Source organism: Vulcanococcus limneticus LL (assembly GCF_943369875.1).
In the GTDB taxonomy this organism is placed as follows: Bacteria; Cyanobacteriota; Cyanobacteriia; order PCC-6307; family Cyanobiaceae; genus Vulcanococcus; species Vulcanococcus limneticus_A.
The window spans coordinates 38,033-63,588 of record NZ_CALROT020000003.1 but is presented as its reverse complement, the minus strand read 5'-3'; the positions used below and the strand labels follow the sequence as shown (position 1 = coordinate 63,588).

Annotated in this window: 21 protein-coding genes; 13 read left to right on the top strand and 8 right to left on the bottom strand. The window is 70.5% G+C overall.

Annotated features, from left to right (window positions below; translation table 11 throughout):
- The first annotated feature begins 86 nt into the window (after window positions 1-86).
- Window positions 87-1,049: a sulfurtransferase gene (locus tag ACLV7J_RS04685; protein WP_411867962.1), complete on the top strand. Its 963-nt coding sequence runs from the start codon at window positions 87-89 to the stop codon at window positions 1,047-1,049.
- A 639-nt stretch (window positions 1,050-1,688) separates the two neighbouring features.
- Here ACLV7J_RS04685 and ACLV7J_RS04680 read toward each other — a convergent pair.
- The 3 genes from ACLV7J_RS04680 to ACLV7J_RS04670 all read right to left on the bottom strand — a co-directional run bounded on the left by ACLV7J_RS04680 (window position 1,689) and on the right by ACLV7J_RS04670 (window position 4,194).
- On the bottom strand, window positions 1,689-3,377 hold the full coding sequence (locus ACLV7J_RS04680) for an iron uptake porin (protein ID WP_411867961.1): 1,689 nt from the start codon (window positions 3,375-3,377) through the stop codon (window positions 1,689-1,691).
- Between the two features lie 158 nt (window positions 3,378-3,535).
- The gene (locus tag ACLV7J_RS04675) at window positions 3,536-3,835 is read right to left on the bottom strand and encodes a TOBE-like domain-containing protein (RefSeq protein WP_411867960.1); all 300 of its coding nucleotides are present in this window, start codon (window positions 3,833-3,835) and stop codon (window positions 3,536-3,538) included.
- A 74-nt stretch (window positions 3,836-3,909) separates the two neighbouring features.
- On the bottom strand, window positions 3,910-4,194 hold the full coding sequence (locus tag ACLV7J_RS04670; protein WP_411867959.1) for a 2Fe-2S iron-sulfur cluster-binding protein: 285 nt from the start codon (window positions 4,192-4,194) through the stop codon (window positions 3,910-3,912).
- A gap of 178 nt (window positions 4,195-4,372) precedes the next feature.
- Between ACLV7J_RS04670 and ACLV7J_RS04665 the strand changes: the two genes are divergently transcribed.
- The gene (locus ACLV7J_RS04665) at window positions 4,373-4,603 is read left to right on the top strand and encodes a Nif11 family protein (protein WP_411867958.1); all 231 of its coding nucleotides are present in this window, start codon (window positions 4,373-4,375) and stop codon (window positions 4,601-4,603) included.
- Between the two features lie 33 nt (window positions 4,604-4,636).
- Here the strand turns inward: ACLV7J_RS04665 and ACLV7J_RS04660 are convergent, their stop codons facing one another.
- Window positions 4,637-6,325, bottom strand: a complete 1,689-nt coding sequence (locus tag ACLV7J_RS04660) for an ArnT family glycosyltransferase (RefSeq protein ID WP_411867957.1) — start codon at window positions 6,323-6,325, stop codon at window positions 4,637-4,639.
- A gap of 171 nt (window positions 6,326-6,496) precedes the next feature.
- Here ACLV7J_RS04660 and ACLV7J_RS04655 point away from each other — a divergent pair, with 171 nt between their 5' ends.
- Window positions 6,497-7,204, top strand: a complete 708-nt coding sequence (locus tag ACLV7J_RS04655) for a M15 family metallopeptidase (protein ID WP_411867956.1) — start codon at window positions 6,497-6,499, stop codon at window positions 7,202-7,204.
- A gap of 30 nt (window positions 7,205-7,234) precedes the next feature.
- Here ACLV7J_RS04655 and ACLV7J_RS04650 read toward each other — a convergent pair whose 3' ends face one another.
- Window positions 7,235-7,654, bottom strand: coding sequence for a hypothetical protein (locus ACLV7J_RS04650; protein WP_411867955.1), 420 nt, complete (start codon window positions 7,652-7,654; stop codon window positions 7,235-7,237).
- Window positions 7,655-7,659: 5 nt separating this feature from the next.
- Window positions 7,660-9,420 carry a sulfite reductase, ferredoxin dependent gene (sir, locus tag ACLV7J_RS04645; RefSeq protein WP_411868169.1) on the bottom strand — a complete coding sequence of 587 codons (1,761 nt, stop codon included), beginning with the start codon at window positions 9,418-9,420 and terminating at the stop codon, window positions 7,660-7,662.
- A gap of 285 nt (window positions 9,421-9,705) precedes the next feature.
- On the opposite strand from sir, the gene glyS reads away from it, so the two are divergent.
- Window positions 9,706-11,871, top strand: coding sequence for a glycine--tRNA ligase subunit beta (gene glyS / locus ACLV7J_RS04640; protein ID WP_411867954.1), 2,166 nt, complete (start codon window positions 9,706-9,708; stop codon window positions 11,869-11,871).
- Between the two features lie 179 nt (window positions 11,872-12,050).
- Window positions 12,051-13,145, top strand: a complete 1,095-nt coding sequence (locus ACLV7J_RS04635) for a fatty acid desaturase (RefSeq protein ID WP_411867953.1) — start codon at window positions 12,051-12,053, stop codon at window positions 13,143-13,145.
- A gap of 120 nt (window positions 13,146-13,265) precedes the next feature.
- Here ACLV7J_RS04635 and chlP read toward each other — a convergent pair whose 3' ends face one another.
- Complete coding sequence (gene chlP / locus ACLV7J_RS04630) at window positions 13,266-14,696, bottom strand: geranylgeranyl reductase (RefSeq protein WP_411867952.1); 1,431 nt, start codon at window positions 14,694-14,696, stop codon at window positions 13,266-13,268.
- Window positions 14,697-14,836: 140 nt separating this feature from the next.
- On the opposite strand from chlP, the gene ACLV7J_RS04625 reads away from it, so the two are divergent.
- The 8 genes from ACLV7J_RS04625 (at window position 14,837) to ccsB (ending at window position 24,389) form a co-directional block, all read left to right on the top strand.
- Window positions 14,837-15,592, top strand: coding sequence for a D-alanyl-D-alanine carboxypeptidase family protein (locus ACLV7J_RS04625; RefSeq protein ID WP_411867951.1), 756 nt, complete (start codon window positions 14,837-14,839; stop codon window positions 15,590-15,592).
- Window positions 15,589-18,201: a DUF3656 domain-containing U32 family peptidase gene (locus tag ACLV7J_RS04620; protein WP_411867950.1), complete on the top strand. Its 2,613-nt coding sequence runs from the start codon at window positions 15,589-15,591 to the stop codon at window positions 18,199-18,201. The genes ACLV7J_RS04625 and ACLV7J_RS04620 overlap by 4 nt, the downstream gene beginning before the upstream one ends.
- Before the next feature lie 306 nt (window positions 18,202-18,507).
- Complete coding sequence (gene typA / locus ACLV7J_RS04615) at window positions 18,508-20,334, top strand: translational GTPase TypA (protein ID WP_411867949.1); 1,827 nt, start codon at window positions 18,508-18,510, stop codon at window positions 20,332-20,334.
- A gap of 63 nt (window positions 20,335-20,397) precedes the next feature.
- A complete protein-coding gene (locus tag ACLV7J_RS04610) occupies window positions 20,398-20,796 on the top strand; it encodes a DUF309 domain-containing protein (RefSeq protein WP_411867948.1) in 399 nt (132 codons plus the stop codon).
- 132 nt (window positions 20,797-20,928) lie between these two features.
- Window positions 20,929-21,405, top strand: a complete 477-nt coding sequence (locus tag ACLV7J_RS04605; RefSeq protein ID WP_411867947.1) for an LPS-assembly protein LptD — start codon at window positions 20,929-20,931, stop codon at window positions 21,403-21,405.
- On the top strand, window positions 21,402-22,130 hold the full coding sequence (gene lptB / locus ACLV7J_RS04600; protein ID WP_411867946.1) for an LPS export ABC transporter ATP-binding protein: 729 nt from the start codon (window positions 21,402-21,404) through the stop codon (window positions 22,128-22,130). Before ACLV7J_RS04605 ends, lptB begins: the two co-directional genes overlap by 4 nt.
- Window positions 22,131-22,201: 71 nt before the next feature.
- Window positions 22,202-23,323 (top strand): LptF/LptG family permease, encoded by a 1,122-nt coding sequence (locus ACLV7J_RS04595; protein ID WP_411868168.1) that lies wholly within the window; start codon window positions 22,202-22,204, stop codon window positions 23,321-23,323.
- A 79-nt stretch (window positions 23,324-23,402) separates the two neighbouring features.
- The gene (gene ccsB, locus ACLV7J_RS04590; RefSeq protein WP_411867945.1) at window positions 23,403-24,389 is read left to right on the top strand and encodes a c-type cytochrome biogenesis protein CcsB; all 987 of its coding nucleotides are present in this window, start codon (window positions 23,403-23,405) and stop codon (window positions 24,387-24,389) included.
- Window positions 24,390-24,552: 163 nt separating this feature from the next.
- On the opposite strand, the gene rpe is transcribed toward ccsB, so the two are convergent.
- Complete coding sequence (gene rpe / locus ACLV7J_RS04585) at window positions 24,553-25,236, bottom strand: ribulose-phosphate 3-epimerase (RefSeq protein WP_411867944.1); 684 nt, start codon at window positions 25,234-25,236, stop codon at window positions 24,553-24,555.
- Window positions 25,237-25,556 lie beyond the last annotated feature (320 nt).

Here is a 25,556-nt window from a genome sequence, read left to right as displayed (position 1 = left end):
CGGCGTGTTGCTGGGTTGACCGAGGTTGGGACATCCATCCCTAGGATGTACTTCGTAATTTCACTCGGGATAACCGGGTAACGCTGGTGCTTCGCCAACTCACCTCCCGCCGCCGCCTGCTGGCGGGCTTTGCCGCCGCTGCGGCCGTGTCGGTTCTACCCCTGCAGGCCGGCGCCGCCGCCGCCAACACCACGATCCAGCTGACCTCGCCCGCGGAGGCCGCCCAGGCCTCCCGCTCGGGTCAGTGGAAGATCCTCGATGTGCGTCCCGTGCCGCCGCTCGACTACGTCGCCGGTCACATTCCCAATGCGGTGCACATCTCCGAACAGGCCTTCCGGGGCTCCAATGGTCGGCTGCCCTATCAGATCTGGCCCGCCGCTGATCTGGCCAATCTGCTGAGCAAGTCCGGGATCTCCAACAGGGATTCGGTGCTGGTCTATTCCGACGGCACCAACGTGCTCGGCGCCACCCTGGTGGCCTACATCCTCGAGAAGAGCGGCGTGCCCCGCGTCGCCCTGCTCGACGGTGGCTTCAGTGGTTACAAGGCCGCCGGCTCCCCCACCACCAAGGCGTTCCCCACCTACCGCCCCGGCACCTTCAAGACCACCGATGTGAAGGGCCTGAACATCAGCCTCAAGGAGCTGCTCCCCCTGGTGGGCAAGCCCAATGTGGTGATCGTGGATCCACGGCCCAAGGCCCAGTTCGAGGGCACCGACCAGACCTTCATCCGCAACGGCCACATCCCCGGGGCGATCAACATCCCCTGGCAGGCGGCCACCGAGGCCAACAACGCCGAGGAGGCCCTCAAGAACCCCCACAAGTTCAAGTCGGTGGAGGCCCTGCGCAAGCTGTTCGCGTCGCGCGGCGTGACGCCCGACAAGACGGTGATCATCTCCTGCAGCACCGGCCGGGAGGCCAGCCTGCAGTACATCGTGCTCAAGCACCTGCTGGGGTATCCCAACGTGCGCGTCTACGAGGGCTCCTGGACGGAGTACAGCGCCACCTCCCATCCCCTGCAGACCGGCCCCGATTCCACGGCGGCCAAGTGAACGGGCCAAGCCGGCCAGCGGTTTTCGCTGGTCGGCTTGGTGCCCACAGGTGCAAACCAAGCCGTGGAGGCGTGGGCTGCAAGGTCCACGCCTTTTCGATGGCCGGGTCGCGATCCTGCTGTCCTGCCCCCGGGCGATCCAGCGCGTGGCCGAGCGCTGCGGTCTCAGCCCATTTCTGGGTGTCGCTGGTGCGGTTTGGCGCACGGCGTCGGTTGCCGTGGACACACTCGCGAGGAAACTCCTGAAACTGCGTGGGGGAATCGCTGTATAGGCTGGGTCCCCGTTCGCTGCCCTTGCAAGGGCCTCCCCGGCGCCATGGTCTCCGTCCTGGCCTGTCACGTGTCTGCCGCGGTGAAGCTACCGATAGGGCTGATTCTTAGGGCGATCCTGGCTTTGATTCGGGCTAGAAGGTGTACGCCGGGAGCTGGATTGAACGGGTTTTTGGCCCGCCCTGACGACTCTCTGAACGGGGCCGCTCGTCCCACTGGAGCGGGCCGAGGAGCCCGCTTTTTTTGCGGGTCTGTGGGTTCCGTTGGCCCATGAAAAAGCCCCCCCTTGCCGGGGGGCTGGTGGGTGTGGGAGTGAGGGCGAGGTCGCTGGTGTGTGAGGAGAGCGACCAGGCTCTGGATCCGGGAAGGATTAGAACTTGAACTGGGTCTGCACCACGCCGCCGAACACGTTGTTGGTGTCGTTGCCGGCAGTGTACTGGCCGTTGGGGCGGCTCAGGTAGAACAGAGCCGGGGTGACGCTGATGTTGTCGGTCACCTGGAAGCGATACCACCATTCCCAGGCATAGTTGCCGTCGTTGGGGCCGCCGAGACCGTCGTTGTTGTCAAGGCCGGTCACGAAGGTGGGCTGACCCACGGCCATACCGGCCGCGTTGCCCTTGATGAAGGCATCCTTCCACTGCAGGCCCACCTGCCAGGACTGGGTCTGGTTGATGTTCTTGGCGCTGCCGTAGGACTGGGCCACGGCGAAGTCGGCTTGGTTGACCGAGCTGATGCCCCAGCCCAGGCTCACCGAGGGAATCCAGCCGGCGTTGATCGGCTGCCAGGCCGCCGTGAGGGCGAAGTTGTTGCTGTAGGCAGAGCCACCGTCACTGAAGCCGCAATCCAGGGTCTGGCGGGCAAACTGCGTGCCGCGGCGGGTCATGGTGTCGCCGCACTGGCCGTAGCGCCAGGCCGCAGCCAGGGCCCACTGGGGAGACGCCAGGCCGATCTGGGTGGTGAAGCTGCCCTTGCTGCCGTCGGTCATGATGCCGCCGACGTTCGGGTCGCTGTTGTCACCAGCCGGGGCCACGTAGCTGGTGGAGGCGGCGAAGTAGGGCTGGCCCTTCTTCACGTTCTGCTTCCACATGAAACCGGCCATGCCGCCGGTGGCCTTGTTGTAGGTGGCTGGAGCGCCGTGCAGGGTGAACACGTCCAGGATGCCGGCGTCATAGAACGACGGCCGGACAGCCAGGAACTCGGTGTTACGGGCCTTGGCGCCGATCAGGGCCGTGAATTCCTTGCCGACCGGGAAGCGGTAGTACAGACGGTCGATGCCCAGAACGTCGTTCTGGCCGTTCGTGCTGTAGGCCCGATCCAGGGCCATCAGGTTGTAGGGGTTGCCGCTGAAGGCGCTGTTGGCGAAGTTGCCGGCCCGCAGACGGGTGTACAGCAGGTCCTTGCCGGTGAAGCTGGTGTTGAGGTTGAGGCGGACGTCGTAGTTGAACGTCGTGGCGCCCCAGAGGGCCCGGTTGGTGCGGGCGAATTTGCCGCTGTTGCCGGTGCTGGGACCTTCTTTGCCGTCAGGGGTCAGGGGCTTGAAGGAGCCGCTGGCGCCGGATGGTGCATTCTGGCTGCCGCCGAAGGCGTTGGCACCCAGCACGAAGACTGCGTCGCCCTGCAGCTTGGTGGTGGTGGAGAACTGGGTGGCTTCCAGCTCACCCACCTTGGCCTCCAGGCCATCCACGCGGCCCTTCAGCACGGCGAGTTCCTTCTCGAACTCCTTCATCAGGCGCTTCAGCTCGTCGGTCACTTCAGTGATCCGGTCGAGACAGGCGTTCAGCAGGGCGGCCGCTTCGTAGCGGGTCATCGCCTGCTTGCCCTTGAAGGTGCCGTTGGGGTAGCCGGCCACGCAGCCGTAGCGCTCGATCAGGTTGCTCAGCGCCTGGTAGGCCCAGTCGGTGGGCTGCACGTCCGAGAACTGGGTGATCGAGGTCACCTGCTCGTCGGAGCTGGTGTACTGCTTGACGCCGGCGATGTTGAGATCAGCGGCGGACGCAGCCACCGGAGCCAGAAGGCCCAGGGCGGCAGGCGCCAGCAGCAGTTGCTGGAAAAGTTTCATGACCCTCACACGAATAGGGGCTCCCCCAAGGGGAGTGCCATGAAAGTAGAGAACGGGCGCCCCGCGTGGGAAAGGCGTGGTCACAGGGCCATGTGTCGCGGGCTACAGGCGGGGATCCGGCGGCTTGCCAGCAGCGGCCCCCGTCAGGCTCCTGCCGCTCAGAACTGGTGGCCGGCCCTGGGGCGGACGTGGAGGCGGTCGCCGTTCTGGAGGCCGTGGAGAACCTCGCGGTTGCGGGGCAGCTGGGCACTCAGCGTCTGGCCGTTCTCCAGCTGCAGCTCGGCCACCAGCTCCTTGCCCAGGTGGGTGATGCGCCGCAGCACCGCCGGCACGCTGCCGCCCTGGCTCTCGCGCAGCAGCTCGAGATCGTGGGGGCGCCCGTTGGCGCTGACCGCCCGAGAGCTGGGAGGGGCAGCGGCTACCGTCGTCCAGCTGCTGCACCTGCTGCAGCAGGTCATCCACCTGGCGGCGGATGGGCTATGCGGGTGATCTCTTGGTTGCTGGCGGGCCCCGCCCCAGGGCGGCCCTCCCCTCAGCCCAGTTCCTCGGCCACGTCCTTGCGGATGCTGCAGTCGCTCAGGGGGTAGCTGACGCAGAGCAGGGCGAAGCCGGCGGCGATCTGGTCGTCGTCGAGGAAGCTCTGGTCCGCCTGGTCCACGCTGCCGGAGAGGATCCGGCCGGCGCAGGCGCTGCAGGCCCCGGCGCGGCAGGAGTAGGGCAGGTCCACCCCGGCGGCTTCCGCCGCATCGAGGATGTACTGGTCATCGGCGCAGGCGAAGCTCTCGCCGCCCTCCAGGCTGATGGTGTAGCTGGCCATGGGATCTGCTCGCTCCTGCCTGGTTTAGCCGCGCCCTGGCCGTTCGGCAGCGGTCATGGGGCAGGGGCGTGGGGCTTTGCCCACCAGGTGTCGGTCACAGTTGGTCGCACCTGTGACAGCCGCCGCCCTGGAATCCCCCGGGCCGGGCCGGGATGCTGGGCTCCCGGCATCCCCATTGATGAGCTGGATTGAACTGCAGCGCCTGGTGGACCAGGCCGAAACCAACCGCGGCCTGCGCCGCAGCCTGCGCCGCTGCCGTTCCGAGCAGGACCTGTTGCAGGCGGCCCGGCTGCTGGGCTTCCGCATCACCCGCCACGATCTGCACGCGGCGCGGGTGAAGCACCGCCAGGAGCGGCGCCAGGAAGCGCGCCTGGAGCAGGGGCTCGCTGCACCGTCCCAGGTGGGCTGAGGCGAGCCGGGTGGGGCTGGCCGGTGGCGTGCCTCAGGAGTGCGGGTCTGGGGCCGCGACCGTGCGGGCGTGGTCGCGGCTGTCGGACTCGGGGCGGCAGCGGTAGAGGCCCAGGCTTTCGCCCTGCTCCAGCTGACGGCAGTGCAGCTCTTCCCGCCCCGGGGCCTGGCGGCTGAGCAGCGCCGGCCCCGGGGCCGCGCCGCTGAGCAGGTCCGAGCTGCGGTCGGCGCCGCGGATGCGGCGGCCGGCATACCAGTTGAGGCTGGGCCGCTCGCTCTCCTGCCAGATCCGCACCGGCCCGCTCACGCCACGCTCCTGCAGCATCCTGGCCACGCCGGGTGTCCGCCAGCTCTCGTTGAGTTCCCACAGCCAGAGGGGACTCGCCATCAGCAGCAGCAGGCTGAGCCAGACGCCGGCCACGGTGCCCAGGCCCCCCGCCAACCGTTGCTGGCTGCGCCGTGACACCAGTCCCCTTCCGCCAAGCAGCAGCCCGAGGCCCAGGGCCAGGGCCAGCAGGCCATGGGCGGCGCTGAGGCCGAACACCCCCCAGACGGCCAGTCCGGCGGCGAGCAGTCCCGCGGCCCCGATCAGGCTCCACAGCCGGGGCAGCCGTGCCAGCAGCCGCGTTCCGGGCGGCCGCAGCTCCCGCCCGCGCGCCACCAGCCAGGCGAAGACGGGGCCACACACCAGGGCGAAGCTCGGCCAGAGCAGCAGGCTGTACCAGGGCAGCTGGGTGCGCAGCGGCAGCACCAGCAGCGCCGTGCCGAGGGTCAGGCCCAGGCACCAGCGTCCAGCCTGGCGGCTCCGCTGGCGCCAGGCCAGGCCCAGGCCGAAGGGCCAGAGCGGCAGCCAGGGCCAGCCCCCTTCGAGCACCTCCAGCACCGGCTCCAGGGCGCCGCCGCCATGGCCCTCCATCGGTTGGCTGAGCCGGGCGAACCCCTGGCTGGTCCACATGTGCAGGGCGCCGTCGCCGCGGGCGAGGCCGTGGAATCCATGCCAGGCCAGCCCCGGCAGCAGCCCCACGGCGAGGGCGGCCAGCAGCCAGGCCCAGTCGCGGCGGCCCAGGTCGCGATCCAGCAGGCGCAGCCCCAGGGCCATCAGCAGCACCGGCAGGGCCGTGGGCGCCTTCAGCAGCAGCAGCGCCGTGCCCCCCAGCCCCGCCACCAGCCCCCAGCGCAGCAGCCGCGGGCGGTGGGCCTTGGCGCCCAGCAGGGCCCACCAGATCAGCGCCATCGCCACCAGCTGGCAGCCGTCGAGCATGGCCAGGCGGCCGTGGCGCGCCAGGGGCAGCAGCGTGAGGGCGATGGCGCCGGTGGCCAGGGCGCTGAGCCGATCGCCGGGCCGCAGCCGCCACTGGATCGCCGCCAGCAGCGGCACCAGGGCGGTGGAGAGCAGGGCGGGCACCAGACGCACCACCCACTCGGGGGGCAGGGCGGTGACCGGTGAGTCGGTGAGGCCCCGCCACAGGCCGATGGCGGCGGCGATCAGCAGATGCAGCCCCGGCGGCTTGTTCAGGTAGGGCTCGCCCCAGTAGGTGGGCAGCAGCTTCTTGCTCCAGGGGGCCTGGCTGGTCTCCAGGGCCACGCGGGCCACGATGCCCTCATCCCAGTCCCGCAGGGGCAGATCCCCCAGGCCCACCAGGGCGGTGGCCACGGCCAGCAGCCACAGGCCGCCGATCAGCAGGGACAGGGGCGGCAGGCGCTCCGGGCGGAAGGGGGGCATCGACCGGCAGAACGGGTGGGTCAGCCTTGACCAGCTCGGCCCAGCAGTCGTTAAGGGGAGACTGGGCCCGGATGAAGGCTGGGTTAGGGGCGCCTCGCCGACACGTGTTCCTGTGTCGTTCGTCACAGCGGCCCGCCCGCCCTTGAATGGGGGCAGCCGCGAGCCTGCCCGGTGCGCCCCTGGAGTGCCATCCCCATCGCCGACTGCGGTGAGCCGTTGCTGGAGCTGCCCGGCGCCCTGCTGCGGCTGGAGCCCCATCCCTATGCCGCCCTGGGCGCCCCCTATGGCCCCGGGGCCTCGCCGTTCCGGCTGCGCAGTGGCGTGATCGAGCGTCTGCTGTTGGCCGATGCGGCCCTGCGGCGCCAGCAACCGCTCTGGCGGCTGGCGATCTTCGATGCCTGGCGGCCCCTGGCGGTGCAGCGGTTCATGGTGGAGCACGCCACCGCCGAGGAATGCCGGCTCCGGGGCGTGGATCCGGGCCAGCCGTCGCCGGAGCGGGAGGCGGTGCAGGCCGAGGTGGGCCGCTTCTGGGCGCCCCCCAGCGACGACCCCGCCACCCCGCCGCCCCACAGCACCGGAGCCGCGGTGGATCTCACCCTCGCCGACGCCGAGGACCAGGAGCTGAGCCTGGGCTCGCCGATCGACGCGATCGGCGCCGTGTCGGAGCCCGATCACTTCGCCCCGGGGGCGGCCGGCGCCGCGGATTCAGAGGCGCAGGAGTGGCACCGCCGCCGCACGCTGCTGCACAGCGCCATGGCCGGGGCGGGATTCGCCCAGCACCCGAACGAGTGGTGGCACTTCAGCTGGGGTGATCAGCTCTGGGCCTGGCGCAGCGCTGCAGCCAGCGCCCGCTACGGCCGCTGGCTGGGGGCGGACTGACCCGAGGCCTCACCAGGGGCGTGTTGCGGGCTACGGCTTGGCCGTGCCATCCCGATCGATGCCCATCGAGGCGGCCAGCGTCCGGGCCTGCTGCTTGCTCAGTAGGCCCCGCTGGATGCAGCGGTTGATGCTGCCCACCGCCAGGTCGCGCTGCAGCCGCCGCAGCTGGGCCTGGGCCGCCGGTGGCTGGTCGGCGAACTGGGTGAGCTGGTTGCGGTAACCCCGCAGCAGGTTCTCGGGCTGGCAGGTGCTGGCATCGGGGTCGAAGCGCTCCACCCGCGAGGCCGGTGGAGCGGGCCGGCGATCGGCCTCCGGATCCGGTGGCGTCTTGGCCGAGGCGGCTCCGAAGGGCCCGGCCAGCACCAGCACCAGGGCCTGGCCCAGGGCGGCGCTGGCCAGGGCGATCCTGGTGGCCGTGCTGATCCGAAGAGCTGACAGGGGACGGGCCATCGGACTCAGGCGGCTGCAGTCAGCAGGGCGTCCACGGCGTCGCGGCCCAGCTTCACCACATGGTCCCCCAGGCTGCGGCGACCGCCGGCCGCCTTCCAGCTCAGCAGCAGGGGCTCCAGGGTGGTCTCCAGGTCTTCCAGCGGCACCCGATCGAGGTAGGGCTCGGCCAAGCGGGTGAGGTTGGGGGCGCCGCCGAGCCAGAGCTGGTACAGGTCGGGGCCGCTGCCCACCAGCCCCAGTTCGGCCATGTAGGGGCGGGCGCAGCCGTTGGGGCAGCCCGTCACGCGCACCAGGATCGACTTCTCGATCTCCAGGCGCTGCAGCTGGGCCTCGAGGCGCTCGAGGATCGCCGGCAGGCCCCGTTCGGCCTCGGTCACGGCCAGGCCGCAGAGGGGCAGGGCCGGGCAGGCGAGGGCGTGGCGGGCCAGCCGGGCCGGCGACTCGGGGCTCTCCACCCCCAGGGCCGCCAGGGCTTCCCGCACGCTGGAGCGCTGGGCGGTGCCGATGTTGCAGAGCAGCAGGTCCTGGTTGGGGGTGAGGCGGAGCTCCAGCTGATAGGTCTCCACCAGCCGGCGCAGCCCCGCTTTGAACGGGCCCGCCAGGCGGCCGCTCAGCAGCGGGAGCCCCACGAACCAGAGGCCGGCACTCTGGCGGTGCCAGCCCAGGTAGTCCTCCAGCTTGACCTTCGGCTCCAGCCGCAGACCCTTGATCGGGTGGTGGAAGTAGGTGGCCTTCAGCTCGGCTTTGAACCAGGCGATGCCGCGCTCGTGGATCAGGTATTTCATGCGCGAGTGGCGCCGCTGCTGGCGGTCGCCGTGGTCGCGCTGCAGGGCCACGATCGCCTGCACCAGATCCAGCACGTGCTCCGCCGCCACGTAGCCCAGCGGGTCGGCGGTGCGGGCGAAGGTCTCCTCCTTGTTGTGGGTGCGGCCCATGCCACCGCCCACATACACGTTGCAGCCCCGCAGGGCGCCGGTGGCGTCGGTGAAGGCCACCAGGCCGATGTCCTGGGTCAGCAGGTCCACCGAGTTGTCCCCCGGCACCGTCACGGCCACCTTGAACTTGCGCGGCAGGAAGGTGGGTCCGTAGAGGGGTTCGTTGACGTCGCCGCTGAACACCTTGCCCTGCAGCTGGCGGCTGCGCACCGCCTTCACCGCCGCCTGGGGCTTGATCCGGTAGCTGAGTTCGCCGTCCACCCACAGGTCGAGGTAGGAGCCCTCGGCCGCCACGGGCACCAGCAGATCGGCGATCTGGTTGGCCAGCTGGCGCGCCGCCGGGTAGGCCCCCTTCTCGAACGGGGCGGCCGGGGCCATCACGTTGCGGTTGATGTCCCCGCAGGCGGCCAGGGTGGAGCCGAGGGAGCGGACGATCGTGCCGATCACCTCCTTGAGGTCGGCCTTGGCCACGCCATGCATCTGGAAGGCCTGGCGCGTGGTGGCCCGCAGGGTGCCGTTGCCGAGCCGGTCGGCCAGATCGTCCATGGCGAGGAACAGCTGGGCCGGCACCCGGCCGCCGGGGCTGCGCAGGCGCAGCATCATCTGCCAGTCCTTCTCCTTGCCCTTCTGGCGGTTCTCGCGGTTGTCCTGCTGGTAGCTGCCGTGGAACTTCAGCAGCTGCACGGCCCCTTCCGTGAAATGGGGTTTGTCGTTGCCCAGTTCGCTGAGTAGCGGCTCCTTGAGGTAGTCGCTGTCGGCCTTGAGCTGCTCGAACTTGCTGCGCTCGGTGCCGGCGGCGATGCTCGGGAACGGCCCGGCCGGGGTGCTGATGTGGGGAGGCACGCCCGCTGGCACCTTGGCGGTCGTCGGGCTGGCGGCCTTGGCGGGCGCTGCAGCGGCGTCGGCCTTGGCGGCGGCGGGCTGGATGGAGGCAGAGCCCTTCTGGCTGGATCCGCGCTTGGATCCAGAGGTCTGCCTTCCAGTCACGGTCACAGTGGCGCCACGGTCGTGAATCGAAGCTAGCGAAGCGGCCGGGCGGGGGGTCTGGGGCCGCAGGCTCCTGCGCTGGCGCCGCAGGCCCCTTCCATAAAGTTGGGGGCTGCCGTGGCCTGCCCCTTGTCGACCTTTCTGCTGGAGATCGGAACCGAGGAGCTGCCCGCCGACTTCGCCCGCCTGGCCCTGCCCCAGCTCGAGCAGCTGGTGCGCCGCGATCTGGCGGAGCAACGCCTCAGCCATGGCGTGGTGACCACCACCAGCACGCCCCGCCGCATCGCCCTGCTGGTGGAGGGTCTGCCCGCTGCCGCCGCCGACCTGGAGGAGGAGCGCAAGGGCCCGCCCGCCGGCCAGGCCTTCAAGGACGGCGTCCCCACCCCGGCGGCCATCGGCTTCGCCAAGCGCTGCGGCGTGGCCCCCGAGGCCCTGGAGCTGCGCGACACCCCCAAGGGCCCCTTCGCGTTCGCCCGGGTGCTGGAGCGGGGCCGCGCCACCAGCGCCGTGCTGGCCGAGCACATTCCCCAGTGGATCGGCGCCCTGCAGGGCCGCCGCTTCATGCGCTGGGGGGAGGGCGAGAGCCGCTTCTCCCGGCCCGTGCGCTGGCTGGTGGCGCTCCTGGATGCCGCGGTGATTCCGGTCACCCTGCAGGGCAGTGATCCGGAGGTGAGTGCCGGCAACACCAGCCGCGGCCACCGGCTGCTGGCCGACGCCGTGACCATCCCCAGCGCCGGGGCCTATGCCGAGAGCCTGGCCGCCGTGGGGGTGCAGGTGGATCGCTCCGGCCGGGCTGCTTGGATCCGCTCCGCCGTGCTGGAGGCCGCCGCTGCCCTGGGCGCTCGCCCCGATCTGCCGGACGACCTGTTCGACGAGCTCACCGACCTGGTGGAGGCACCGCTGCTGATCGAGGGCTCGGTGGCCGAGCAGTCGCTGGCCCTGCCGCCGGAGGTGCTCAGCACCGTGATGCGCGCCCACCAGCGCTACGTGCCCCTCTACCGCTCCGGCGCCGCCAGCGACCCGCTGGCCCTCGATGCCCGCGATGCGCTGCTGCCCCGGTTCCTGTGCATCGGCAACGGCCTGCCCGCCGCCAGCGACACGGTGCGCCGCGGCAACGAGCGGGTGCTCAAGGCCCGCCTGGCCGATGCCGAGTTCTTCGTGCAGGCCGATCGAGCCGTTCCCAGCATCGACCGCCGCGACCGGCTGGCCCGCGTCACCTTCGCCGAGGGCCTGGGCTCACTGCTGGATCGGGTCGAGCGGCTCGAATGGCTCACCGACGTGCTGCTCGAGCAGCTGGAGCTCGGCGCCGCCACCGGCGACCACGCCCGCCGCGCCGCCCACCTCTGCAAGCACGATCTGGTGAGCCAGATGGTGGGCGAATTCCCCGAACTGCAGGGGGTGATGGGGGGCAAGTACCTGCTGGCCGAGGGCGAGCCCCGCGCCGTGGCCCTGGCGGTGCTGGAGCACTACTTGCCCCGCGGCGCCGGCGACGATCTGCCCAGCTCCGATGCCGGCGCCGTGGTGGCCCTGGCGGAGCGGCTGGAGCTGCTGCTCAGCATCTATGCCAAGGGTGAGCGGCCCAGCGGCTCCTCCGATCCCTATGCCCTGCGCCGCGCCGGCAATGGCTTGCTGCAGATCCTGTGGGAGCGGGGCTGGAGCCTCGATCTGCAGGCCCTGCTGCGGCGGGCCACGGCCCACTGGGCCCAGCTGCTGCCCCACTTCCCGGTGGAGGCACCGGCCCTGGCCACGGAGCTGGCGGAGTTCCTGCGCCAGCGCCTGGTGAGCCTGCTGGAGGAGCAGGGAGTGGATGGCGATCTCGTGCAGGCCGTGGCCGGCGAGGGGGTGGCCCTTGGGCGGGTGCTCAGCGATCCGGCCGATGCCCGCCAGCGGGCCGACCTGCTGGCCGCCCTGCGCGCCAGCGGCGAGCTGGCCGGCGTGCAGGCCGTGGTGACCCGGGCGGCGCGGCTGGCCGAGAAGGGCAGCCTCGATGGCGCCGTGCTCAGCCCGGCCGGCGTGGTGGACGGCGCGCTGTTCGAGAAGCCCAGTGAGGCGGCCATGCTGCAGGTGCTGGAGCAGCTGCAGCCGATCGCCGCCGGTGAGGGCGCCGCGCGCTACGCCGAGCTGGCCCGGGCCCTGGCCGCCAGCCGCGACACCCTGGCGGCCTTCTTCGATGGCGAGCAGAGCGTGATGGTGATGGCCGATGACCCAGCGGTGCGCAGCAACCGGCTCCACCTGCTGGGGGTGCTGCGCAACCAGGCCTCGGTGCTGGCGGACTTCAGCCGCATCGCCGGCTGAGCGCCGCGGGGCCTGGAGGGCTGCGGCCAGGACATCACGGCGTGCCGCCGCCCCCTTTGGCGGCTGCCGTTCGTTCCTGCCTAAGGTGAACCATTGGCACGGAACCCCTTCCCTGCTTCTTCCGGGGCTTCCGCCTGACTCTTCTCTCCTCTCCGCTCCCCGCGGCGCCGACCCGCCCTGTGCGCCGTCGCGATTTCGTGCTGGAGCCCTTCCGCCAGAGCGATGACCGCATCGCCGCCTGGCAGCTGCTCAACACCGTGGTCCCCACCGCCCTGCTCTGGGGCTGCGTCGCGTTGCTCGGCTCCGCGACTGGGGCGCTACGGCTCCTGGTCGTGCCGGTGCTGGCGTTGCTGGTGCTCTTCTCGGCGCGCTCCTTCGCCCTGATGCACGACTGCGGCCACGACTCCCTGTTCCGCACGCGCCGGCTCAATCAGCTGGCCGGTTTCCTGCTGGGCTGCCTCAACGCCATCCCCCAGCACCCCTGGTCCCGCGGCCATGCCTTCCACCACCGGCACAACGGCAACTGGCAGCTCTACCGGGGCCCCTCGGCCCTGCTGACCCGAGGCGCCTTTCTGGATCTGTCTCCGCGGCAGCGCTGGCTCTATGGCCTGAGTCGCCATCCGCTGATGCTGCTGCCGGGGGGCTGCTACTACCTGCTGGTCCGCCCGCGGCTGCAGCTGCTGCTGGGCACGGCCGAGTGGCTCGGCGCCATGGGCGCCCACCTGGGCCGCAGGGGCCTGCGGGGCCTGGCGGAGCTGCCGGAGCAGTGCCGCTCCTTCCGCTCCAGCCACTGGTACACCGCCGGCGAATGCCGCGATCTGGTGGCCAACAACGCGGTGGTGCTCACCAGCTGGTGGCTGATGGGCGCCTGGCTCGGCACGGGTCTGTTCTGGGCCTGTTACCTCACGGTGATGACGCTCTCGGCGGCGATCTTCCTCTGCATCTTCTTCGTGCAGCACAACTACGAGGGCTCCTATACCAGCGCCACCGAGGGCTGGAGCTACCTCAAGGGGGCCCTGGAGGGCAGCAGCAACCTGGAGATGCCGGCGATCCTGAACTGGTTTTCCTGCGACATCGCCTTCCACAGCATCCACCACCTCTGCGAGCGGATCCCCAATTACCGGCTGCGGGCCTGCCATGCGGCCAACGCCCCGCTGTTGGCGTCCTGCCACCGGTTGCGGATCAGCGCATTTCCCAGCTGTTTCCGCTATGTCCTCTGGGACGACCAGGCGCTGCGGCTGATCAGCCTGGAGCAGGCCCTCGCGTCTGCCTGATCTCCAGGCCTCGGTGCTCGATTCCTGCCAACGCTGACGAGCACACAGAAGAAAGCGCCGGCTGGAGGATCTCCAGCCGGCGCTTCATGACGAGCCTCGCAGCTCGTGCTGGATCGGGCCTCAGCCCTTTCCGGCTAGTACCGGCTCCCGCTCCTCGTCGCCCGCTTTGGAGGCGGCAGCACCAGCGGTGTCTACCGGTGCCGCAGCGTCAGCCGCCTTGGCGGCCGCGTTCTTCTGGCCCTTCACCTTGATGCCGCCCTTGATGGTGCTCACCGCCAGCATGGCGTTGACCTCGGCGTCGTCGCGCACGGCGCTGTCCACGGGCTTGTAGCCCTGGGGTGCCAGGGCATTGCCACGCAGCACCGAACCCAGGGTCAGCAGGGTGAGCTTGAGCTGCTGCCAGGGGTTCATCATCACCACCCGCTTGTAGAGGTAGCTGTCGAAGGTGAGGCGCTGCACGTCCTTGTCATCGCACATCTCCACGAAGGCCTCGCGGGCCGCATCGTTGCGGTAGAAGATGTTCTGCAGGATTTCCAGCACCTTGTAGGTGGCGCCGTACTGGCGGTCCCACTTCTTCAGATACTTCTTGAGATCGGCCTCCGTGGGGATGCGCTTGCCGCCCTGGCTCGCCTCCACGATCTGCTCGGCGCACATGCGACCGCTCTTGGCCGCGAAGTAGATGCCCTCGCCGGAGCTCTTGGTCACGTAGCCGGCGGCATCGCCCACCAGGGCCATGCGGCCAACCACCCGACGGGGGCGGGGGTGTTCGGGGATCGGGTGGGCCTCCACCTTGATCACCTCGCCGTTCACCAGGCGCTTCTTGGCCCGCTCGCGGATGCCCTCCTGCAGGCTCTTGATCAGGGCCTGGTTCTCCTGCATGGTGCCGGTGCCCACGGCCACGTGGTCGTACTTGGGGAACACCCAGGCGTAGAAGTCGGGGGACACATCGGTGCCCACGTACATCTCGGCCAGGCTCTCGTAGTACTTCATCTCCTCGGGTGGCAGCTTGATCCGCTCCTGGAAGGCGATGGCCACGTTGTAATCGCCGGCATCCATGGCCTTGGCCACACGGCTGTTGGCGCCGTCGGCGCCGATGATCAGGTCCACCTCCAGGGTTTTGGTCTCACCGGTGGCCTCCCCGGAGGCGTAGTCGGAGTAGGTGAGGGTGTAGGGGCCCTGGCGGTTCACGCCGGTGTCGATCTTGGTGACGAGGCCGTTCACCAGGTGGGCGCCCAGGTCGGCGGCGCGGTTGCGCAGGAAGGCATCCATCACCTCCCTGCGGCACATGCCGATGTACTCGTTCTCGTTCTCGAGATTGATGTCCACCTCGCGGTTGGAGGGGGAGATCATCTTCATGTTGCGCACCTTGCGGTCGATGATCGACTCGGGCAGGTCGAACTCGGCCACCATGCAGAGGGGGATGGCGCCGCCGCAGGGCTTGGCGTTATCCAGCTTGCGCTCGAAGATCCAGGTCTCGATGCCGGCCTTGGCCAGCACTTCAGCAGCACAGGATCCGCTCGGGCCGCCGCCCACCACCGCGACTCGCAACATCTTGAAACCTGCTCCAGCAGAAGGATCTTTGGCCAGAAACTAACACCGCTGTGCGGGTGGCCGTCGGTTGCGCTGGCGCATCGCTTTACCATCGTTCCATCACGGAAGCCATCGAGATCCCGGTGCCGCGGCCAGCGCCCATGGAACGCCGTCAGGGCCGCCGCGACTCCCGGGCCGCTGCAGCCGCCCGCTCCGAGGAAATTCCCGTCGCCCGCCGCACGGTGTCGCCGGCCCTGCGCCGCTCCGGCGGCCGCCAGGCCCTGGTCACCGCCACCCTGGTGCTCACGGCGGTGGGCGGGGCCCTGCTGGTGTTCCGCCAGCCCCTGGCCCGGCTGCTGGCCCCGCCGCCGGTGGCCGGCCTCGCCGCCCGGCTGGGGGCCGATGGTCGGCTGCTCGGCCACTTCCCCTACGGGGAGGCCAAGGCTACAGATCTGATGGCGATTGCCCCTGGCCTGGAACTGCAGCGCGACGCGGCTGAGTCGCTGCTGGCCATGCAGCGGGCCGCCGCCGCCGATGGGGTGGACCTGCGGGTGCTCAGCGCCTTCCGCTCGATCGCCCTGCAGAAGCACCTCTTCTTTGATGTGAAGTCGGAGCGCAACCAGAGCGCCCAGGAGCGGGCCCAGGTGAGCGCGCCGCCGGGTTTCTCCGAGCACAGCACCGGTTACGCGGTGGACCTGGGCGACGGGCGGGTGCCCGCCAGCAACCTCTCGCCGTCCTTTGAGCGCACCGAGGCCTACGCCTGGCTGCAGGCCAACGCCAACCGCTTTCACTTCCACCTCTCCTTCCCCGCCGGCAACCGCCAGGGGGTGAGCTACGAGCCCTGGCACTGGCGCTTCGAGGGTTCGGCCGAGGCCCTGCAGACCTTCGCCGCTGCCCAGCGGCTGGCGAGCCGATGAGCGACGTCGACCCGGCAGTGGCCTCCCGGCCCGAACTCCTCTCGCCGGCCGGCTCCTGGGAGTCGCTCAAGGCGGCGGTGGCCAATGGCGCCGATGCCGTCTACTTCGGCGTGGAGGCCTTCAACGCCCGGCTGCGGGCCGAGAACTTCCGGCGCAGCGATCTGCCCGAGGTGATGGCCTGGCTGCATGCCCGCGGCGTCAAGGGCTTCCTCACGGTGAACGTGCTGGTGTTCCCCGATGAGCTGGCCGAGGCGGGCGAGCTGCTGCTGGCGGCCGAACGGGCCGGCGTCGATGCCTTGATCGTGCAGGACATCGGCCTGGCCCGGCTGGCGGGCCTGCTGACGCCGGGCCTGGCCCTGCACGGCTCCACCCAGATGTCGATCACCAGCGCCGCCGGGGTGGCCCAGGCCGCCGACCTGGGCTGCGAGCGGGTGGTGCTGGCCCGCGAGCTCAGCCTGCGGGACATCGAGCGCATTCAGCGCCAGCTCCAGGCCCGCGGCCTGGCCATGCCCCTGGAGGTGTTCGTGCACGGGGCCCTGTGCGTGGCCTATTCCGGCCAGTGCCTCACCAGCGAGGCCCTGGGCCAGCGCAGCGCCAACCGGGGCGAGTGCGCCCAGGCCTGCCGGCTGCCCTACCAGCTGATCGTGGATGGGGTGGAGCGGGATCTGGGCGAGCAGCGCTACCTGCTCTCGCCCCAGGATCTGGCCGCCTGGGACCTGCTGCCCCAGCTGGCGGCGGCCGGGGTGGCCAGCCTCAAGATCGAGGGCCGGCTCAAGGACCCCACCTACGTGGCGGCGGTGACGGACGCCTACCGCCAGGGCCTGGATCGGCTGGAGACCCAGCCCCAGGGGCCGGAGACCGATGCCGCCGCCGAGGAGCTGCGTCGACACCTGGAGCTGAGCTTCTCCCGCGGCCTGGGCACGGGCTGGCTGGAGGGGGTGAACCACCGGCGCCTGGTGCAGGGCCGCTGGAGCAAGAAACGCGGCCCCTTGTTGGGACGCCTGCAGGCCCAGGAGCGGGGCGGCTGGCTGGTGCTGGCCACGGCCCTGGCCCTCAAGCCCGGGGATGGGGTGGTGTTCGAGGCCCCCGGCCGCGATCCCCTGGCACCCCCGTTTGAAGTGGGGGCCCGGGTGATGGCGGTGGACTCCCGCCCCGGCGGCCGGCTGGCCCTGCGGCTCGGCCCCGGCCGCATCGACACGGCGGCCCTGGGCCCCGGCAGCCCCGCCTGGCTCACCAGCGATCCCCAGCTGGAGAAGCGCTTCGCCCGCATGGCCCAGCAGGAGGCCGTTGAGCGTCGTCTGCCCCTGCGGCTGCAGGTGAGCGGCCGCGTCGGCGAGCCCCTGCGGCTGCGGCTGGAGCAGGTGCCTGGGCTCGCGGGTGGCCCCTGGCAGGTGGCCTCGGCCGCTCCGCTGCAGCCGGCCACCGGCGCCGGCTTGGATGCCGAGCGCCTCACGGCCCAGCTGGGCCGGCTCGGTGGCACCCGCTGGCAGCTGGAGGGCCTGGAGCTCGATCTCCCCGACGGCCTGTTTCTGCCGGTGGCCCAGCTCAACCAGCTGCGGCGCGAGCTGGCGGAGCAGCTGGATCGGGCACTGGCAGCCGGCGGTGGCCCGGGGCCTGGGGCCGCAGCGGTTGCGGCGGCGGAGGAGTCTGCGCGGGTCCGCCTCCCCCTGGCGGAGGCCCGGCGGCAGCTTCAGCCCAGCACCCCGGCGACTCCCCCGACTGCGCCGCCTCCCACCGAGCCCCAGCTCACGGTGCTGGTGCGCAGCCAGGAGCAGCTCCGGGCCCTCGTTGCGCTCCCCGACGCCCCGGACGCCGCCGGCGCCGCCCTGCACCGCGTGGTGGTGGACATCGAACATCCGGCCCAGCTGCGCCAGGCCGTGGCCCTGGGCCGGGGCCGCTGGCCCGGTGGCCTCTGGCTGGCGGGGCCCCGCATCGTGCGGCCCGATGAGGCCTGGAGCCTGGAGCCGCTGCTGCGGGCTGAACCCGACGGCTACCTGGTGCGCAACGCCGACCAGCTGGAGCGGCTCACCCCCCTGGCCCCCTGCATCGGCGACTTCTCCCTCAACGTGGCCAACCCGCTCACGGCCGCCTGGTTCCTGGAGCGCTGGGGGCTGGAGCGCCTCACCGCCAGCTACGACCTGGCCCTCGACCAGCTGCTGGCCCTGGTGGTCCGCTGCCCCAGCGGCTCCCTGGAGCTGACCCTGCACCAGCACATGCCGCTGTTTCACATGGAGCACTGCCTGTTCTGCGCCTTCCTCTCCGACGGCCACGACCACACCGACTGCGGCCGCCCCTGTGAGCACCACACGGTGCTGCTGCGGGACCGCAGCGGCGTGGAGCACCCCCTCCGGGCCGACCTGGGCTGCCGCAACACCCTGTTCAACGGCAAGGCCCAGACGGCCGCGGAGGCCATCCCCCAGCTGCTGCGCGCGGGGGTGCGCCACTTCCGGCTGGAGCTGCTGGAGGAGACCCCGGCCGATGTGGTGCGTCAGGTCGGCCTCTACCGCGACGCCCTGGCCGGGCGGATCTCGGGCCGCCAGCTGTGGCAGCAGGAGCAGCTCGACAGCCGCCTGGGCGTGACCCGGGGCAGCCTGGTGCGTCGCGCCTGAGGACGGACGGGACGCTGCGTTAGCATTAACCCATCAGCACCGTAGGGGTCATCGGTCTATCCGATACCGGGTCTATCCCAATCACGCCGTTCGGATCTCTCCAGGCTTTTCCTGGCAGAGGATCCGAGCAGCCCTCGTGATCTGTTCTTTGATCCGTCCAAGTCCTCACCCGCCGATGTCCGACGTCCCGGTGATGGCCTCCGCCATCCCAGGCCCGTTCCGGCATCGGGGCCACCGCCAGCGCCGTCACCGCGGCCTGGCTTGAGCGTTGCCTGAGAAGAAACCTCCCACTCCGTACTTTCCTGCATGAGCGCCGCGCCCACAGCCAACGGCAACCACAAGGCCACGCCGATCCGCAACATCGCGATCATTGCCCACGTTGACCACGGCAAGACCACCCTGGTGGACGCGCTGCTGAGCCAGTCGGGCATCTTCCGCGACGGCGAGGCCGTGCCCACCTGCGTGCTCGACAGCAACGATCTGGAGCGGGAGCGCGGCATCACGATCCTCTCCAAGAACACCGCCGTCGATTACAACGGCATCCGCATCAACATCGTCGACACCCCGGGCCACGCCGACTTCGGCGGTGAGGTGGAGCGGGTGCTCGGCATGGTGGACGGCTGTCTGCTGATCGTGGACGCCAACGAGGGTCCCATGCCCCAGACGCGCTTCGTGCTCAAGAAGGCGCTGGAGAAGGGCCTGCGCCCGATCGTGTTCGTCAACAAGATCGACCGCGCCCGCGTGGATCCCGAGCAGGCCGTCGACAAGGTGCTCGACCTGTTCCTGGAGCTGGGCGCCGACGACGATCAGTGCGACTTCCCCTACCTTTTCGGCAGCGGCATGGGCGGCTACGCCAAGCCGGACATGAAGACCGAGAGCGACACCATGAAGCCGCTCTTCGACGCGATCCTGCGCCACGTTCCGCCCCCGGTGGGCGATCCCACCAAGCCCCTGCAGCTGCAGGTCACCACGCTCGACTACTCCGACTTCCTGGGTCGGATCATGATCGGCCGCATCCACAACGGCACCATCAAGGCCGGCCAGCCCGCCGCCCTGATCCGCGACGACGGCAGCATCAAGCGCAGCCGCATCAGCAAGCTGCTGGGCTTCCAGGGCCTGCAGCGGGTGGAGATCGAGGAGGCCCGCGCCGGTGACCTCGTGGCCGTGGCCGGTTTCGACGAGGTGAACATCGGCGAGACCATCGCCTGCCCCGATCACCCCGAGGCCCTGCCCCTGATCAAGGTGGATGAACCCACCCTGCAGATGACCTTCGTGGTCAACGACTCGCCCTTCGCCGGCAAGGAAGGCAAGTTCGTCACCAGCCGCCAGATCCGCGATCGCCTGCAGCGCGAGCTGCTCACCAACGTGGCCCTGCGGGTGGAGGACACCGATTCCCCCGACCGCTTCGCCGTGAGCGGCCGCGGTGAACTGCACCTCGGCATCCTGATCGAGACGATGCGCCGCGAGGGCTACGAGTTCCAGGTGAGCCAGCCCCAGGTGATCTTCCGCACCATCGACGGCACCCCCAGCGAGCCCTACGAGACGCTCGTGATGGACGTGCCCGAGGAATCGGTGGGCGCCTGCATCGAGAAGCTCGGCATCCGCAAGGGCGAGATGCAGAACATGGAGAACACCAACGACGGCCGCACCCAGCTGGAGTTTGTGGTGCCGTCCCGGGGCCTGATCGGCTTCCGCGGTGAGTTCATCCGCGCCACCCGTGGCGAGGGGATCATGAGCCACTCCTTCCTCGACTACCGCCCGATGCAGGGCGATCTGGAGGCCCGCCGCAACGGCGTGCTGATCTCCTTCGAGGAGGGCACCGCCACCTTCTACGCCCTCAAGGGCGCCGAGGATCGCGGCCAGTTCTTCATCACCCCGGGCACCAAGGTGTACAAGGGCATGATCGTGGGCGAGCACAACCGTCCGCCCGATCTCGAGCTGAACGTCTGCAAGGCCAAGCAGGTCACCAACATCCGCTCCGCCGGTGCCGAGGTGCTGGATACCCTGCAGTCGCCGATCCAGATGACCCTCGAGCGCGCCCTCGAGTACATCGGCCCCGACGAGATGCTCGAGGTCACCCCCGAGTCGATCCGCCTGCGCAAGCTGCCCGCCAAGAAGGCCGCCAAGCGCTGAGGGTGTCGGGCCTCCGGCCCGCCCCTCTTTCACCGCCCCTCATCCCCCTCGGACCCCCAGCCCATGGATGAGGAGTTCCGCCTGATGGCCGACCCGCGCTTCGCGGAGGCCGTCGGGCTTTTCAATGCCGGTGAGTGGTACGCCTGCCACGACGGCTTCGAGGAGCTCTGGCATGAGACCCAGGGGCCCGAGCGTGCCGCCCTGCAGGGGATCCTGCAGGTGGCGGTTGCCCATCTGCATCTGGAGCGGGGCAACCTCCGCGGCGCCACGGTGCTGCTGGGGGAGGGCCTCGGCCGGCTGCGGCCCTATGGCGCCTCGGCCCTGGGCCTCGATCTGGAGGCCCTCACCGGTGTCGTCGCGGCCCGGTTGCGGGCCCTGCAGCAGCAGCGCGACCCCGATGCAGAACCGCTGCCACGACTGGAGCCTGCCCCCGGGGAATCGGACGCCTTGGCTCTAGGTTAGGACCCTTGCGCGTCTGGGGGTCGGTTGGCAGCAGTACACAGGCCGAGCCCGAATCGCCGGGGTCCGCTGGGGCGCCGGTCCCCGCTGGTTCCGGCCTGGGCCTGGCGCTCCCTGCTGGCCCCGGCCCTGGCCGTGCTGCTGCCCCTGGCCGACGCTGGCGCCCGGGCCCAGGCCCAGGCCCTGGGTCAGAACCCGGCGGCCTCCACGCCAACCGCTGCCAGCCCGGCGGCGACCCCGGCCCCGACTCCCACCCCTGCGGTCACCCCCACCACGGGCCAGGTCACGATCGAATCGGATCTGCAGCGGGCCGATCAGGTCACCGGGGTGGTCACAGCCACTGGCAACGTGCGCATCGTCTACCCCGACCGCCGCGTGGTGGCCACCTCCCGCCAGGCCCAGTACTTCAGCAAGGAGGGCCGGGTGGTGCTCAGCGGCGATGTGGATGTGATCCAGGAGGGCGGCAACCACCTGCGGGCTGAACAGGTGATCTACTTCGTGGAAACGGAGCGGGTGCTGGCCAATCCCGCGGCGGGCCGCCAGGTGTTCAGCACCCTGCGCATCGAGACCACCCCCACGGCAGCGCCGGCCCCGGCTCAGCCCACGCCATGAGCCTCAAACTCGATCACGTCGTCCTGACCATCGGCGGCCGGCCGCTGGTCAAGGGGGTGACGCTGGACCTGCGCCCCGGCGAGGTGGTGGGCCTGCTGGGCCCCAACGGAGCCGGCAAGACCACCACCTTCAACTTGGTGACGGGCCTGCTGCGCCCCAACGCCGGCCGGGTGCTGCTGGAGGGCCAGGAGGTGCAGGGCCTGTCCATGCCCCGGCGGGCGCGGCTCGGGATCGGCTACCTGCCCCAGGAGGCCAGCGTGTTCCGCACCCTCAGCGTGCGCGACAACCTGATGCTGGCCCTGCAGCAGAGCGGTACCCCCGTGGGCCAGCGCCGCCAGCGCCTCGAGCAGCTGATCGACGACTTCCACCTGCGCCCCTTCGAGCACCGCAAGGGCTTCCAGCTCTCGGGCGGTGAGCGGCGCCGCTGCGAGGTGGCCCGCGCCCTGGCCGTGGGCGAGCAGGGTCCCCGCTACCTGCTGCTCGATGAGCCCTTCGCTGGGGTGGATCCCCTGGCCGTGGCCGACCTGCAGGAGCTGATCGCCCGGCTGCAGCAGCGGGGCATGGGCATCCTGATCACCGACCACAACGTGCGCGAAACCCTCGCGATCACCGACCGGGCCTACATCCTCACCGAGGGCAGCATCCTGGCCGCCGGCCCGTCGCGGGCCATGGCTGAGGATCCCCAGGTGCGCCGCCACTACCTCGGGGAGGGCTTCCGCCTGTGATCGCCGCTCTGACCGATCCGCTGCAGCGCCTGGGCCGGCGCCTCCGGCGCCAGTGGGAGCAGCTGCCCCTGATGGACCGCTGGCTGGCCAGCGAACTGGCCGGACCGCTGATCTTCGGGGTGGCCGCTTTCACCACCGTGTCCCTGTCGGTGGGCGTGGTGTTCGAGCTGGTGCGCAAGGTGGCCGAGGCGGGCCTGCCCGTGGCCACGGCGCTGCAGGTGCTGGGCCTGCGGCTGCCGGGCTTTCTGGTGCTCTCCTTCCCGATGGCCACGCTGATGGCCACCCTGCTGGCCTACAGCCGGCTGTCCAGCACCAGTGAGCTCACGGCCCTGCGCAGCATCGGCGTGGCCACCTGGCGCATGGTGCTGCCGGGCCTGCTGGTGGCGACCCTGATGAGCGGCCTCACCTTCGTGTTCAACGACGCGATCGTGCCGGCCACCAACCTCACCGCCTCCGACACCCTGGACCGGGCCCTGGGTCGGGCCCTCTCCTCCGAGCGCGGCCGCAACATCGTCTATTCCCGCTTCGGCCGGGTGCGCGCCCGCGACCCCAAGGGCGATTCCCAGCGGGGCCTCACCCAGCTCTTCTATGCCCGCGAGTTCCGCAAGGGCGAGATGTTCGAGGTCACCCTGCTCGACTTCTCCCGCGAGGGCCAGCAGCAGATGCTGATCGCCGACAAGGGGATCTGGAATGAGGACCGGGGCATGTGGGAGTTCCGGGACGGCCGCATCGTCAACATCGACGCGACCACCAACAGCACCACCACGGCCAATTTCGATCGCTACTTCTACCCCTTCACCACCGCCCCGATCGCCATCGGCAAGCTGCCCAGCGACGCCACCCAGATGAGCGTGGCCGAGGCCCTGGAGGCCGAGCGGCTGCTCAACCAGGCGGGCAACCAGAAGGAGGCCCGGCGGCTGCGGGTTCGGATCCAGGAGAAGTTCGCCTTCCCCGCCATCTGTCTGGTGTTCGGCCTGATCGGCAGCGCCCTGGGGGTGCGGCCCAACGCCCGCACTAGCCGCAGCCAGGGCTTCGGCATCAGTGTGCTGCTGATCTTCGGCTACTACCTGATGTCGTTCATCTTCAGCTCGCTGGGGGTGAAGGGCGCCTTGATGCCCTTCCTGGCGGCCTGGATGCCGGTGTTCATCGGCCTGGCCGGGGGCCTGTGGTTGTTACGCCAGGCCAGCCGTTGAGGCGGGCAGACGCCCCTGGCGCCCTGATGGCCCGCCCCACGCGGCAGACTGATCACACCTCCAACGCCACGACTGTTCCGTGACCGATCCGGTGCTTGCCCTGGGCCTGGCGGCCTTCGCCCTGCTGCTGGTCGCCCTGCCGCTGGCCTTCTGGAGCGTGAGCGGCGGCGGCCAGGGCAGCACCGCCGTGCGGCTGATCGTGGCGGCGGCCAACCTCAGCCTCACCACCCAGCTGGTGCTGCGCTGGATGCAGTCGGGCCACTTCCCGATCAGCAACCTCTACGAATCGCTCTGCTTCCTGGCCTGGGCCTGCACCCTCACCCAGCTGCTGGTGGAGCGCAGCTGGCCCTCGCCGATCGTGGCCGCCGCCGCCACCCCCATGGGCCTGGGCTGTGTGGCCTTCGCCAGCTTTGCCCTGCCGGATCAGCTGCAGCAGGCCGCCCCGCTGGTGCCGGCGCTGCGTTCCAGCTGGCTGGTGATGCACGTGAGCGTGATCATGGTGAGCTACGCGGCGCTGCTGGTGGGCTCCCTGCTGTCGGTGGCGGTGCTGGTCACCGACCGGGGCCAGGGCCTGGAGCTGCGCAGCAGCTCGATCGGCAGCGGCGGTTTCCGCCAGGCCCAGCCGAATGGCCCCAGTGCGCCGCAGGGCGAGGTGCTCGCCTATGCCACGGCGGCCCCAGGCCGTGGCGCCGCCACCGCCACACTGGCCGCACCGCCGGCCCTGCAGCTCTCCAGCGCCAGCATCAGCCTCAGCGAGCAGCTCGACAGCCTCAGCTACCGCACGATCACCGTGGGCTTCCTGCTGCTCTCGATCGGCATCGTGAGCGGCGCCGTGTGGGCCAATGAGGCCTGGGGCAGCTGGTGGAGCTGGGACCCGAAGGAGACCTGGGCCCTGATCTGCTGGCTGGTGTATGCCGCCTATCTGCACACGCGCCTGAGCCGCGGCTGGCAGGGCCGCCGGCCCGCCCTGGTGGCCTCGGCCGGCCTGGTGGTGATCTGCGTCTGCTACATCGGCGTGAACCTGCTGGGCATCGGCCTGCACAGCTACGGCTGGTTCCTGAGCTGAGCCCCCAGGCGGGATGGCGCCATCGGCCAAGCCCCGGAAGGCCTTCTGGCCTTCCGGGGCTTGTCTGCGGCTGGGGGCATCCAAAAGCTGTGGGCATCAAAAAAGGGGCCCCATGGTGGGGCCCCTGCCAGTCATGGCGCCGGGAGGGTGCAGGGTTTCAGCCTCAGGCCGCCACGGCCACCGGGCGCTTGCTGTTGCGGATGCCGGTGATGGCGTCGGCGTAGCTGGGCTGGTTGAACACGCCGGAGCCGCTCACGATGGCATTGGCGCCCGCTTCGATCACCTTCCAGGCGTTCTCGGCCTTGATGCCGCCGTCCACCTCGATCCAGGGGTCGAGGCCGCGCTCCTCACACATCCGGCGCAGGTCGCGGATCTTCTGCACCTGGTTCTCGATGAAGCTCTGGCCGCCGAAGCCGGGGTTCACGCTCATGATCAGCACCAGGTCGCACAGCTCCAGGCAGTACTCCAGGGTGTCGATCGGGGTGCTGGGGTTCAGCACGGCGCCGGCCATCTTGCCCAGGTCCTTGATCTGGGCCAGGTTGCGGTGCAGGTGCGGGCAGGCCTCCACCTGCACGGAGATGATGTCGGCGCCGGCCTTGGCGAAGTCGGGCACGTACTTCTCGGGCTCGACGATCATCAGGTGCACGTCCAGCGGCTTGGTGGTCACCGGGCGCAGGGCCTCGACGATCAGCGGGCCGATGGTGATGTTGGGCACGAAGCGGCCGTCCATCACGTCCACGTGGATCCAGTCGGCGCCGGCCTGATCGACGGCGCGCACGTCCTCGCCGAGGCGGGAGAAGTCGGCCGAGAGGATCGACGGGGAGATCACCAGGGGCTTGGTGCTCATGGAGGGGCCACCGGGGCGCAGGGAGATGGGGATTGTAGGAATCGGCCTCCGCCCGCTCCCGGCGGGCCCTGTCGGGCGTCGCTGATACAGTGGGCGGCGCTCAAAGCCCGAGAGGCCCTGCAACTGCTGAACCCTGGCCCGAATCGCCGGGCCCGGCCCCTGGGAGCACTTCCCAGCCGGTCCCCACTGGCGACACGGCCCTCGGTTCAGCTCCGTTGCCCGCCCCATTCCCTCCGACCCCATCGCTTCGCCGTTGCCGCCCTGGCTGCGCCGGCCCTGATGCGTCCGTCGAAGCCCTCTCCCCCGCTCAAGCCCCCTCC